Raw genomic sequence first — 12,580 nt, forward strand, 5'->3', positions numbered from 1 at the left:
ACACTAAAATAGGAAACCGAACTTTGTCGGCGTCCTTCTATTGGGAAGCTTTTGCTAAAAATAAACATGCTTGTTGATTCCCCTATATCTTTTGGGAACGGTGCTTCCTCTATTATGAAAATAAAGGAAGCGGTTGGGACTAATAATAAGCTTTGCTTAAAATGATAGATAGAATAAGCGTAAGAAATATACGAGACTCCTGTGGGAGGAAGAACTAGGGGAGACCCCGGAATGCTTGGCATCCGGAGGCCCACCAGCCGCCTTAGGATAAGCAGAGTATATTTCTGAAGCGGTTTTTCAAATCTATTCATTCCGATTTATCTTTTTCTATCTATATTTAAAACGATTAAATGGATAGTTCATCAGAATAATCATCCAGTTTATTAATCGTGGAAATCATACTTGATCGTTTTTTTAACGTTGCAACGGACAATGAACTAAAATATATATGGTCTTCCGTTAGCATAATCGATTTAGCATTTTTTCTAGGGCCAGAAACTTTTTTATTTTTTTCCCAAGCCTCAATCATTTCATCAACAATGGAAGATGACGAAAGTAGATTGCAATCAATAATGGATACGATCTCCTTTGTTCGAATGACATTTCCGTTTCCAATATGGATAAACATAAATCGTCACTTCCTTTAATTTATTTCTGCAATTTTAAGTTACTACTCCATTCTTAACTCGAAAAATTTCTGCTTGTTGTAAAGTTTCATGATGAATACCTTCGACACTTGTCGTTGATACAAATGTTTGAACTTTACCTTGAATGGTATTAAGTAAATGCGATTGGCGATAATCATCTAATTCACTTAAAACATCATCTAACAGCAGAATAGGATATTCACCAACCTCTTGATAAATAAGCTCTATTTCTGCCAACTTAATGGATAACGCAGTTGTGCGCTGCTGACCCTGTGATCCGAAAGTTTGAACATCTTTTCCATTCACATAAAAAATTAGATCATCTCGATGTGGGCCAACTAAAGTGGTACCACGTTCTATCTCTTTTTGTTTTACTTCTGAAAACTTACTTTCATAGATATTACCTATTTTTTCCTTATTTGCTTCTTCTGATACTTCAATTGTTGGACTATATTGTATTTCGAGTTGCTCTAAATCTCGACTGATTCCTCTATGAATTGGCTGTGCCCATTTTCTTAACAATTCTAAGTAAATAAAACGCCGCTCCAATAAAATAGAAGCATGTTCAATCAATTGATCGGTTAATACTTCTAACATCGTTGTATCTGGATTTGGTCTTCGTTGTAATTGTTTTAATAAATGGTTACGTTGCTTCAACACTTTTTGATATTGCGCTAAATGATAAATATAGGTTGGCTGTATTTGACCAAGTTCCATGTCCATAAAGCGTCGTCGAATTTGGGGAGCACCTTTGACAATTGTCAGATCTTCTGGAGCAAACATCACGACATTTACCGATCCAATATAGTCGCTTAAACGATGTTGCTCAAGGTGATTGACCTTTGCTTTTTTTCCTTTGGAAGTTATGGAGATTTGCAAGGGTACAGACTGATTTCTTTTTGTGATTCTACCTTCTATTTTAGCATAATCTTTATCCCATTGAATTAATTCTTTTTCTCTAGGAGTACGATGACTGCGTGCAAATGATAGTACATAAATAGCTTCCATTAAATTAGTTTTACCTTGAGCATTTTCACCGATAATCACGTTAATTTGATCATCAAATGCTATCTCCAGCTGGTCATAATTTCGATAATTCATTAGCTCTAATTTTTCAATATGCATGCTCAGTCCTCTTTAATCACGATATATGAACCAATGCCAGTAATCTCAACGACATCCTTCGGGTATAACTTTCGTCCTCGCCTTTGTTCGAGATGTCCATTTACTAAGGCACCTTCTTCTTGAAGGAAAGTCTTAACCATCCCTCCAGATTCCAAGAAATTTAAAAGCTTAATCAATTGTCCTAAAGTAATATACTCCGTGTCTATTTGTATTTGTTCATGCATAATTATCACCAAATTCTGTTAGTATTTTAAAACCGTATATACTTTAAAAGTCTTATATATCTATTCTACTAAAGATTTGCTCGAAAAGGAAGTTTACCTCTCAAAATATACAAAAACGCCTTAAAATGGCTTAATTTTTGATTTTAATATTTTTACTTACTTCAAAAAGACAAGAAAACAGAAAAGATTGCGTACATGATTGAATTTTGATTGACTATTTTCTGAGTACTCTACCTAAATGAAAAGAAGCCCTTTTGTTGAAAGAGCTTCTTTCCATATTATTTGATTGATTAATAAGTTCTCACAGGTAAGATTAGTTGTAGAATAGAGTCATCTCCAACTGGTCGAATTATGAATGGTCGCATTGCTCCAGTGAATTCAATTTGTACTTCATCATATTCGATTGCTTTTAATGCATCGATCATATATTTAGAACTAAATGAAATTTTAACCTCTTCACCTTCCATTTGATCAGCTGTTATTTCTTCAACAACATTTCCTACCTCTGGTGAATTACTAGAGATCTCAATCATTGCATTTCCTGGTGCGTTAAATTTTACTACATTATTTCTTTCTTCTTTTGCCAAAAGTGAAGCACGATCAATTGTCCCTAATAATTCTTTTGTTTTTACTTGAATTTTTGTCTTACTCTGTTCTGGAATCAGTCTAGAAGTCTCAGGGTAATTTCCATCAAGAAGTCTAGAAAGGAAGTTTAAGTGCTTTGTACGGAATAAAATCTGATTATTTGTCACACTAATTTCTACAGTTTCTTCAGAATCTGAGAGAATTTTATTTAATTCATTTAGACTTTTCCCTGGTACTACAATTTGTGAAATTTCTATAGGAGCATTAGAAACTGGAATCTCTCTTCTTGCTAATCGGTGACTATCTGTTGCTGTGAAAGAAAGTAAGTTATCCACAAGTTTCAAATTTACACCCGTTAATATTGGACGAGTTTCCATTGTGGATACCGCAAAAACGGTTTGTTTAATCATACTTTTTAAAAGATCAATGGATAATTCAAAGCTATTTTCTGTTTGAACTTTTGGCAGCTGTGGATATTCTTCCGCACTTTGTCCATTCAAATTAAATTCTGCTTTCCCAGATGTAATTCTTACATTTAATTGGTCATCTACTACAATATCAACCGTACTTTCTGGTAGTTTTCTAACTATTTCAGGAAAGTATTTTGCTTGGAGTATGATGGTACCTTCTTCAATATTTTCTACATGTACTATGCCATCTTCTTCCGTTGGAATATAATACTCAATTGAAATATCAGAATCACTTCCTGTTAATGTAACTCCATGATTTTTCACTTCTATTTTCATTCCGGTCAATATAGGAATTACCGTTCTTGAAGAAATGGCCTTCATTACATTTGATACACCATTAATTAACTTATCTCGTTGGATTGTAAATCTCATTTCATTTCCCTCCTAATTTGGAAGTTATATTTATTATTTTTATTTATAAAATACAGTAATAATAATAATAGGGCTTGTGATTATGTGGATAACTATTATTTATACATTTCACTAAAGGTTTTCCACATGTGGATAAACTGTGCATGAGTGTGACAGGTTTTGCACAGTGTACACATGGGGATATCTCTATATTGATTTTAGCTTTTCTTTTAATTCTTCGATATCTCTATCTAATTCCGTGTCTTGTTCTAGCATTTTAGATATTTTTTCATGAGCATGAATGACAGTTGTGTGATCACGACCACCAAATTCTTCTCCGATTTTTGGCAACGAAGAATCTGTTAATTCTCTTGATAAATACATTGCTATCTGTCTAGGGAATGCGATAGACTTTGTCCGTTTTTTTGCTGCAAAATCTTCTAAACGAATGTGATAGCGTTCTGCAACAATTTCTTGAATTGCTGGTATGGTTATTTCTTTTGGTTTACTACTCGGAATAATATCTTTTAAAGCTTCTGCTGCTAACGAAGCATCGATATCTTGGTTAACCAATGATGAATAAGCTACAACTCGAATTAAAGCACCTTCTAATTCGCGGATATTAGTGTTAATTTGATTTGCAATATAGAGCATCACTTCATTTGGTATATCAAGACCTTCTGCTTTTGCTTTTTTATTGAGAATAGCAATCCGTGTCTCTAAGTCTGGAGGAGTAATATCGGTAATTAATCCCCACTCAAAACGTGAACGCAATCGATCTTCTAAAGTTGGAATTTCCTTTGGTGGCCGATCACTCGAGATAATAATTTGTTTACTCTCACCGTGCAATGCATTGAAAGTATGGAAAAATTCCTCTTGTGTAGATTCTTTTCCAGCAATAAATTGAATATCGTCAATTAATAAAACATCAATATTTCGGTATTTATTTCGAAAATGATTGGATTTATTATCCATAATTGCGTTAATAAACTCATTTGTAAATTTTTCTGATGTTAAATAAACGACCTTGGCATTTGGGTTATGATCTCGAACATAATGACCGATCGCGTGCATTAAATGTGTTTTTCCTAAGCCAACTCCTCCATATATAAATAAAGGATTATAAGCTTTTGCAGGAGCTTCTGCTACAGCTAATGAAGCGGCATGGGCAAAACGATTTCCGGCGCCAATAACAAATGTATCAAATGTATATTTTGAATTAAGCATTGATTTTGGAGAGTCTCCAGAATCTGCGGACTGTTTTGGTTTTGGCATTGGTTTTTGTTCTTCAATTTCCTCTAATGAATCTGGAATAATAAATTTTGTATTTAGTTCAGAGCCAGTAACTTCGAGTAACATTTGTGAAATTAGGTTAGTATATTGATTTTCTAACCAATCTCTTGCGAATTCATTAGGTGCAGAAATAATAAGAGTATCTCTTTCTAATGCTTCTGCTTTGGTATTTTTAAGCCACGTATCGAAACTAGGTTTACTCAATTTTTCTTCGATTTTTTTTAATGTTGCACTCCATAGTTCTTCAATATTTTCCAAAGTAATGCTCACTCCTTTCCTAATTTAATCATGACAGAAAAAGCCTCTCTCAACCTAAATAGATGGAAAGGCATTATTATCTTTATCTATGTATAAAAGCATAGATGAAAAACTTAATTTAATTGAATTTACTGTGGATAGTAAAATAAGAGCATAATTAGCTTTGGAAGAATTATAAACGTTATCCACATTCCTGTTGAAAACATTATTAACGAAGGTTGAATAAGTATCCACAGATTATCCACATTATGTGCATAAGTCAGATGATGGATTTTTATTTCCACAGGTTAAAACATAAATATAATACCAAATAAAGAGCAGAAAATCAATGGGTTTTACATAGTTATCCACATATTCAAGCGCTTGTGGTGAAAAGTTATAAACATCACTATATTTTGTGATTATCTTGTAAATTTCTTGTGTGGATAATCAATTTTTGGTAAAAATTAATAAACAAGACTTGTGGATAAAAGAGGATTTAAATAGTGGTTGACAAGTAGTTTGTTTTTTTCGTATAATATCAAGGACTGTCTAATGGATTAGTTATAAGATGAAAGAGTTTAAATATGAATTGAATTCTCCTAGGAGGTGCATAGACATGAAAAGAACATTTCAACCAAATAATCGTAAACGCAAAAAAGTTCACGGCTTTCGCGCACGTATGAGCACTAAAAATGGACGTAATGTACTAGCTCGTCGTCGTCGCAAAGGACGTAAAGTATTATCTGCATAAGCCACTGAAAAATCAGTGGTTTTTTTTCTGTTATAGATAGATTTAAGGGGTTACAAAGCATATAAATGGATACATACTAATAAATAAGTACAAGCTTAGGCGGTTGAATGTGGGTTAAAGGTGATGACGTTGAAAAAACAATATCGTATAAAACAAAATGAAGAATTTCAATATACATTTAAAAAAGGTCATTCATTCGCGAATCGGCAATTGGTTATATATTATCGAAAAAAAGTAGATCAAAGTCATTTTCGGGTCGGCCTTTCTGTAGGGAAAAAAATCGGTAACGCCGTAATGAGAAATAGAATAAAACGTTGTTTACGTCAATCATTTCATGAACTAGAGCCGGATATAAAATCAGCCTATGACATCGTTATTATTGCTAGAAATCCAACAAGAACCATGAATTGCGGAGAAATCAAAAGAAGCTTATCTCATCTTTTATATAAAGAAGGATTACTTAAAAATACAAAAAGGTAAAACAAGTTTAAGATAGAATAATGTATACAATTAAGCTAGAATAACAAGTAAGCAAGGAAAGCGTTAAGGAGGAAAAACGTTGCGTAAAAAATTTGGAATTATAGTCGCTTTAATAGCACTAATGATGTTACTTTCCGGTTGTACTGAAATTAATGAACCGATAACATCTGATAGTGATGGTATTTGGAATACAATTTTTGTATATCCAGTTTCTTGGTTAATCACAGCAGTAGCAGGAGTATTTAATGAAGGTTATGGACTTGCGATTATAATTGTAACTATATTTGTTCGTTTATTACTTATGCCATTAAATGTTAAACAAATTAAGAGTTCAAAAGCGATGCAAGAAATACAACCGAAACTTCAAGAAATTCAAAAGAAGTATACGTCTAAGGACGCAAATACTCAGCAGAAGTTACAACAAGAAACAATGGAATTATTCCAGAAAAATGGAGTTAACCCATTAGCAGGGTGTTTACCAATTCTGGTACAGATGCCTATATTTGTTGCCATGTACCATGCGATTATGCGTACGCCAGAAATTAGTACACACAGTTTCTTATGGTTCCAATTAGGATCACCAGATTATATTTTACCGATATTAACTGCATTCTTTACGTTCCTGCAACAGAAAATTATGATGTCAACCAATTCATCCATGAATAGTAATCCGCAAATGAAATTACAAATGCAGATTATGTTATACGTCATGCCAATTATGATTGGTGTAATGGCATTCTTCTTCCCAGCAGCGTTGGCATTATACTGGGTAACAGGTAACGTATTTATGGTATTCCAAACGCTTCTTATTAATAAGCCAATGATGGCTAAGAAATAATGGAGGGGAAAGATAGTGAGAGAAGTAACTGCTAGCGGTCAATCAGTTGAAGAAGCAATTCAATCTGCATTAGCTCAATTGAATGCAACGAGAGATCAAGTAGAAATTGATGTCATTGATGAAGGAAAAAAAGGTGTACTAGGCATCTTTGGATCTAAACGCGCAGTTGTCAAAGTTTGTATAGCGAAAGATCCCGTGCAAGAGACGGAAAAATTTATAAAAGAAGTAACTAGCAACATGAATCTCTCTATCGATTTAGATACCACCGTTGATGGCAATCACGTCACTTATACGATGAATGGCGATCAAATCGCAGTATTAATCGGTAAACGAGGACAAACATTGAACGCACTTCAATATTTAGTCCACTTAGCGATTAACAGACATAGTGATGAGTATTATACGGTAACACTAGATGCAGAAGGTTATCGAGGTAGACGACAAGAAACATTGGAAACATTAGCTGCTCGCATGGCAGATAAAGCTTTAAGAACAAAGAAAACAGTTGTTCTAGAGCCTATGCCAGCATTTGAACGAAAAATTATTCATAGTATATTACAAGATCAAGAAGATGTTTCAACGTATTCTGATGGTGTAGAACCACATCGACATATTGTTATTAAACCATCATAAGATAGCTATCAAATAAGGTAAAAATTGTTATTAAACCAGGCAGTAATCTAGAAATTATTTAGGATTACGGTCTGGTTTTTTAGTTTACATGGGATTTTGGACTAAATTGTTTTTTGAAATGAATAATTTAGGGTAATACGCTAGCTTCTCACACATAATAAACTTATCTCGTATAAAAGAGAGGGTGAAGAATGGTGTCAAATAAAAAAACAGAACGATCTAAAAGCGTGGCTGATAAAACATATCAGTTTTCCGATTATTATAAAGAGGATCAATTATCTCAAGGAATGGCAATGTCACATGAACAAGTGTCAGACACGTATATGGAAGGCACAATTGATGATCAACAACAAAAACAAGAAAAATTGCCGAGAAAGAAATAGAAATTTTTAAGACATCCTTATATAATTAAGGGTGTTTTTTTATTGGTAAATGTGAATCGCTTTAAAAGTTAATTATCCACATGTGTATAACTTAGACATGAAAAGGCAACAAATTATTTATGTGGATAAGTTTATTTTTTTATGTAATTGTGTTATTCTAGTTTGTTAGTGACAACAAATTTAATGATGTAATTTTAATAGATATAGTGAGACCTTTATCAATGGTTTTTTTAATCGCTTATTAAAGGTTTAGCGAGAATGATGAGGTGTGTATGTCTACGTTCAATCTAAGACTTTAAGGTGTTTTTTCTCCAAGTCTTGAGGATGTGTTGTAGAGAAGATTCACCCTAATATATATGAGAAAAAGTGTGGAGGTGACAAAAATGTTGGATACAGATACAATAACGGCGATATCGACTCCTGTTGGAGAGGGCGCTATTGCAATCGTTCGTTTAAGTGGGCCAGAAGCAATTGCGATTACTTCAGGAATATTTGAAGGTAAGAATTTACAAGAGGTCCCTTCACATACGATCCAATATGGGAAAATAATTGACCCTAGTACGAATGAGGTTGCAGAAGAAGTCATGGTTTCTATTATGCGTGCACCAAAGACATTTACACGTGAAGATGTGGTAGAAATCAATTGTCACGGTGGTCTGGTTTCTGTTAATCGTGTGTTGGAAATTGTCTTAGCAAAAGGTGTGCGTTTAGCGGAACCAGGTGAATTTACGAAACGTGCGTTTTTACACGGAAGAATTGATTTATCTCAAGCAGAAGCGGTGATGGATTTAATTCGTGCAAAGACAGATAAGGCAATGTCTGTTGCATTAAAACAGATGGATGGAAGATTATCGAAATTAATTCAGCAGTTGCGCCAAGAATTGTTAGAAACGGTTGCTCATGTAGAAGTAAATATTGATTATCCTGAATATGATGATGTAGAAGAAATGTCACATGCAATGATGAAGGAGAAATCAAAAGAAGTGCGGGATGAGTTAGATAAACTACTGCAAATAGCACAACAAGGTAAAATTTTACGTGAGGGTTTGTCTACTGCGATTATTGGTCGTCCAAACGTGGGGAAATCTTCTTTAATGAATACGCTTGTGCAGGAAAATAAAGCAATCGTAACAGAAATACCAGGAACGACACGTGATATAATTGAAGAATATGTTAATGTACGTGGAGTTCCATTGCGTTTAGTAGACACTGCAGGAATTAGAGAGACCGAGGATATCGTAGAAAGAATCGGTGTTGATCGTTCGAGACAAGTGTTGAAAGAATCGGATTTAATTTTATTTGTGCTTAATTATAATGAACCATTATTCGACGAGGATAAGAAATTATTTGAAGCGGTAGATGGATTAGAATATATTGTGATTATCAATAAGACAGATTTGGAGCAACAATTGGATTTAGATGAAGTACGTAAATTTGCAAAAGATCGACCAATGGTTACTACTGCCTTACTAGAAGAACAAGGAGTAGATGAGCTTGAAAAAGCCATAGCTGATACGTTCTTTACCGGGGATATAGATACTGGTGATATGACGTATGTATCGAATGTTCGGCATATACAGCTACTAAAACAAGCAAAACAAGCATTAGAAGATGCAATGGAAGGCATTGAATTAGGAATGCCAATGGATATCGTTCAAATTGATGTGACAAGATCATGGGAATTTATGGGTGAAATTATCGGTGATACTGCTAGTGATAGCCTAATTGATCAGTTATTCTCACAATTTTGTTTAGGAAAATAAGATCGGATTATTTTTAAAGAAAGGAAGAGAAAACATGACCTATAATGCAGGTAATTATGATGTCATCGTTGTTGGTGCTGGACATGCGGGAGTAGAATCAGCGTATGCTGCTGCTCGTATGGGCGCAAAGACGTTAATGCTGACACTTAATTTAGATATGATTGCTTTTATGCCATGTAATCCATCCATCGGTGGACCAGCCAAAGGAATCGTTGTTCGTGAAATTGATGCGCTTGGTGGAATTATGGGGAAAGTAATTGATAAAAGTTACATTCAGATGCGTATGTTGAATACAGGTAAAGGTCCAGCAGTGCAAGCATTGCGTGCACAAGCGGATAAGCCGATATATATGAAAGAAATGAAGCATTTAATGGAAAATGAGGAAAACCTTACAATACGTCAAGGTATGGTAAATGAATTAATTGTTGAGGATGGAATTTGTAAGGGTGTTATTACAGAAACACATGCAGCCTATTATGCTGATTCTGTTATTGTAACGACTGGTACATTTATGCGAGGAAAAGTATTAATGGGGGATCTCGAATATGAGAGTGGCCCAAATAACCAACGCGTTTCAATTAAATTGTCTGAGGATCTCGAGAAGCATGGATTTGATTTAACTCGTTTTAAAACTGGTACGCCACCAAGAGTTAATAGTCATACCATCGATTATTCAAAAACAGAGATACAGCCAGGAGACGACAATCCGAAATCATTTTCTTATGAGACTACAGAGCAAATAACAGATCAAATCCCTTGTTGGTTAACGTATACGAATGAATTTACCCACCAAGTGATTAATGATAATTTAGGGTTATCTTCGATGTACTCTGGAATGAAGCGTGGAACAGGCCCTCGTTATTGTCCTTCAATTGAAGATAAAATCGTGCGTTTTAATGATAAACCACGTCACCAAATCTTCTTAGAACCAGAAGGACGAGATACCGAAGAAGTGTATGTTCAAGGACTTTCTACTTCATTGCCAGAAAGTATTCAGCATAAAATGATTAAATCCATTCCTGGTTTGGAAAATGCAGAAATTATGCGTGCTGGTTATGCTATTGAGTATGATGCAGTTGTGCCAACTCAACTATGGCCTACCTTAGAAACGAAACGTTTGCCAGGATTATTTACAGCTGGTCAGATCAATGGTACTTCAGGTTATGAAGAAGCAGCGGGACAAGGATTAATGGCAGGAATGAACGCTGCAGCGAAGTCATTAAATAAAGAACCTATTATTTTGGATCGTTCACAGGCATATATCGGTGTTATGATTGATGATTTAGTTACAAAAGGTACCAATGAGCCTTATCGTCTGCTAACTTCTCGAGCAGAATATCGTTTATTATTACGACATGATAATGCTGATTTGCGCCTAACAGAAATCGGATATGATTACGGACTGATTACCGAGGAACGTTATCAACGATTTACCGATAAAAAACAGCAAATTGAAGCAGAAAAGAAACGATTAAACAAAATTATCATTAAGCCAACGGAAGATATTCAAGAAATCATGGAAAATGCTGGAGCATCCCGCTTAAAAGAAGCCATAAAAGCGTATGATTTAATGAAGCGTCCAGAACTATCGTATGATATCGTCGATCAAATGATCGAAAGTAATGTGGAACTCCGAGAAGAAGTGAAAGAACAGGTTGCTATTCAAATCAAATATGAAGGGTATATTAAAAAAGCAAAAGAACAAGTAGAACGAATGCTTAAAATGGAAGATAAGAAGATACCTGAACATATTGATTATGATGCAATTAATGGAATAGCTACAGAAGCAGTGGAAAAACTGAAAAAAGTACGTCCACTCTCTGTTGGGCAAGCATCACGTATATCTGGAGTAAATCCTGCTGATATTTCCATATTACTTGTATATATTGAACAAGGAAGTATTGCAAAAGTAGCGAATGATTAATGATTAATGATTATATAGCGGCGCGTCACAAGTATGCGTCGCTTTTTCCTTATAAAAGTAGTGTTAAGGGAGGATCTCATGAAACAAGAACAATTTGTACAAGCATTAAAAGAAAAGGGAATTGAGTTATCTGAAAAACAAACAGAACAATTTTCCATTTATTTCCAGGAATTGGTAGAGTGGAATCAAAAAGTAAATTTGACTGCAATTACAGATAAAGAAGAAGTGTATGTTAAGCATTTTTATGATTGCATAACGGCTGCGTTTTATCATGATTTTAACCAAGAAACTTCTATTTGTGATATTGGAGCAGGAGCGGGATTTCCTAGTATTCCATTAAAAATCGTCTTTCCTCAATTAAAAGTAACCATTGTGGATTCCTTGAAAAAAAGAATTACATTTCTAAACCACTTAGCAACCCAATTAGAATTATCAAATGTTGCATTTTATCATGATAGAGCTGAAAATTTCGGAAAAAATAAAACGTTTCGTGAAAGCTTTGATATAGTAACAGCTCGTGCGGTTGCGCGTATGTCAGTACTAAGTGAGCTTTGTTTACCACTTGTTAAAAAGAATGGTGTATTCATAGCCATGAAGGGTGCGCAAGCAAAAGATGAATTAGAAGTTGGAAAACCTGCTATTGAATTATTGGGTGGGGAAGTAGAAGATGTTCATACGTTCTCTTTACCAATAGAAAAAAGTGAAAGATCGATTATAATAATTTCAAAAAAACGTCAAACACCGAAAAAATATCCACGAAAAGCTGGCCTACCAAATAAAGAGCCAATAGAATAAGACAAAAAACTAATTTTTATTTATCATTTGTTGTATTCTATTATATACTTTTTCATCGATAGATATGGTAAAATAGGT

The 12,580-nt window shown here is 34.3% G+C and carries 14 protein-coding genes; 8 read left to right on the forward strand and 6 right to left on the reverse strand.

The window, feature by feature from the left end:
• Window positions 1–346 precede the first annotated feature (346 nt).
• The 6 genes from remB to dnaA all read right to left on the reverse strand — a co-directional run bounded on the left by remB (window position 347) and on the right by dnaA (window position 4,953).
• A complete protein-coding gene (remB, locus tag ABC346_RS03945) occupies window positions 347–628 on the reverse strand; it encodes an extracellular matrix regulator RemB (RefSeq protein WP_413233624.1) in 282 nt (93 codons plus the stop codon).
• 34 nt (window positions 629–662) lie between these two features.
• Window positions 663–1,772, reverse strand: coding sequence for a DNA replication/repair protein RecF (recF, locus tag ABC346_RS03950; protein ID WP_413233625.1), 1,110 nt, complete (start codon window positions 1,770–1,772; stop codon window positions 663–665).
• A gap of 2 nt (window positions 1,773–1,774) precedes the next feature.
• Window positions 1,775–1,996, reverse strand: coding sequence for a S4 domain-containing protein YaaA (yaaA, locus tag ABC346_RS03955; RefSeq protein WP_413233626.1), 222 nt, complete (start codon window positions 1,994–1,996; stop codon window positions 1,775–1,777).
• A 290-nt stretch (window positions 1,997–2,286) separates the two neighbouring features.
• Window positions 2,287–3,423, reverse strand: a complete 1,137-nt coding sequence (gene dnaN / locus ABC346_RS03960) for a DNA polymerase III subunit beta (protein ID WP_413233627.1) — start codon at window positions 3,421–3,423, stop codon at window positions 2,287–2,289.
• Between the two features lie 43 nt (window positions 3,424–3,466).
• Window positions 3,467–3,568 (reverse strand): hypothetical protein, encoded by a 102-nt coding sequence (locus ABC346_RS21240; RefSeq protein ID WP_487247433.1) that lies wholly within the window; start codon window positions 3,566–3,568, stop codon window positions 3,467–3,469.
• A 41-nt stretch (window positions 3,569–3,609) separates the two neighbouring features.
• Window positions 3,610–4,953, reverse strand: coding sequence for a chromosomal replication initiator protein DnaA (gene dnaA, locus ABC346_RS03965; RefSeq protein WP_413233628.1), 1,344 nt, complete (start codon window positions 4,951–4,953; stop codon window positions 3,610–3,612).
• Between the two features lie 598 nt (window positions 4,954–5,551).
• On the opposite strand from dnaA, the gene rpmH reads away from it, so the two are divergent.
• The 8 genes from rpmH to rsmG all read left to right on the forward strand — a co-directional run bounded on the left by rpmH (window position 5,552) and on the right by rsmG (window position 12,502).
• Window positions 5,552–5,686: a 50S ribosomal protein L34 gene (gene rpmH / locus ABC346_RS03970; RefSeq protein ID WP_011067894.1), complete on the forward strand. Its 135-nt coding sequence runs from the start codon at window positions 5,552–5,554 to the stop codon at window positions 5,684–5,686.
• Window positions 5,687–5,815: 129 nt separating this feature from the next.
• Complete coding sequence (rnpA, locus tag ABC346_RS03975) at window positions 5,816–6,166, forward strand: ribonuclease P protein component (protein WP_413233629.1); 351 nt, start codon at window positions 5,816–5,818, stop codon at window positions 6,164–6,166.
• 79 nt (window positions 6,167–6,245) lie between these two features.
• Window positions 6,246–7,004: a membrane protein insertase YidC gene (yidC, locus tag ABC346_RS03980; RefSeq protein ID WP_413233630.1), complete on the forward strand. Its 759-nt coding sequence runs from the start codon at window positions 6,246–6,248 to the stop codon at window positions 7,002–7,004.
• A 15-nt stretch (window positions 7,005–7,019) separates the two neighbouring features.
• Window positions 7,020–7,637, forward strand: coding sequence for an RNA-binding cell elongation regulator Jag/EloR (gene jag / locus ABC346_RS03985; protein WP_413233631.1), 618 nt, complete (start codon window positions 7,020–7,022; stop codon window positions 7,635–7,637).
• Window positions 7,638–7,828: 191 nt separating this feature from the next.
• Window positions 7,829–8,020, forward strand: coding sequence for a YozQ family protein (locus tag ABC346_RS03990; protein WP_413233632.1), 192 nt, complete (start codon window positions 7,829–7,831; stop codon window positions 8,018–8,020).
• A gap of 383 nt (window positions 8,021–8,403) precedes the next feature.
• Window positions 8,404–9,783, forward strand: a complete 1,380-nt coding sequence (mnmE, locus tag ABC346_RS03995; protein WP_413233633.1) for a tRNA uridine-5-carboxymethylaminomethyl(34) synthesis GTPase MnmE — start codon at window positions 8,404–8,406, stop codon at window positions 9,781–9,783.
• 34 nt (window positions 9,784–9,817) lie between these two features.
• Window positions 9,818–11,707 carry a tRNA uridine-5-carboxymethylaminomethyl(34) synthesis enzyme MnmG gene (mnmG, locus tag ABC346_RS04000; RefSeq protein WP_413233634.1) on the forward strand — a complete coding sequence of 630 codons (1,890 nt, stop codon included), beginning with the start codon at window positions 9,818–9,820 and terminating at the stop codon, window positions 11,705–11,707.
• Window positions 11,708–11,785: 78 nt separating this feature from the next.
• Window positions 11,786–12,502 carry a 16S rRNA (guanine(527)-N(7))-methyltransferase RsmG gene (gene rsmG, locus ABC346_RS04005; RefSeq protein WP_413233635.1) on the forward strand — a complete coding sequence of 239 codons (717 nt, stop codon included), beginning with the start codon at window positions 11,786–11,788 and terminating at the stop codon, window positions 12,500–12,502.
• Window positions 12,503–12,580: the final 78 nt, after the last annotated feature.

The organism is Oceanobacillus phoenicis (assembly GCF_047238145.1).
Taxonomy (GTDB): domain Bacteria; phylum Bacillota; class Bacilli; order Bacillales; family Amphibacillaceae; genus Oceanobacillus.

Bases quoted from the DNA above. Each gene is read 5' to 3' on its own strand.
- remB (WP_413233624.1), bottom strand. From the start codon at position 628: ATGTTTATCCATATTGGAAACGGAAATGTCATTCGAACAAAGGAGATC.
- recF (WP_413233625.1), bottom strand. From the start codon at position 1,772: ATGCATATTGAAAAATTAGAGCTAATGAATTATCGAAATTATGACCAG.
- yaaA (WP_413233626.1), bottom strand. From the start codon at position 1,996: ATGCATGAACAAATACAAATAGACACGGAGTATATTACTTTAGGACAA.
- dnaN (WP_413233627.1), bottom strand. From the start codon at position 3,423: ATGAGATTTACAATCCAACGAGATAAGTTAATTAATGGTGTATCAAAT.
- ABC346_RS21240 (WP_487247433.1), bottom strand. From the start codon at position 3,568: ATGCACAGTTTATCCACATGTGGAAAACCTTTAGTGAAATGTATAAAT.
- rpmH (WP_011067894.1), top strand. From the start codon at position 5,552: ATGAAAAGAACATTTCAACCAAATAATCGTAAACGCAAAAAAGTTCAC.
- ABC346_RS03990 (WP_413233632.1), top strand. From the start codon at position 7,829: ATGGTGTCAAATAAAAAAACAGAACGATCTAAAAGCGTGGCTGATAAA.
- mnmE (WP_413233633.1), top strand. From the start codon at position 8,404: ATGTTGGATACAGATACAATAACGGCGATATCGACTCCTGTTGGAGAG.
- mnmG (WP_413233634.1), top strand. From the start codon at position 9,818: ATGACCTATAATGCAGGTAATTATGATGTCATCGTTGTTGGTGCTGGA.
- rsmG (WP_413233635.1), top strand. From the start codon at position 11,786: ATGAAACAAGAACAATTTGTACAAGCATTAAAAGAAAAGGGAATTGAG.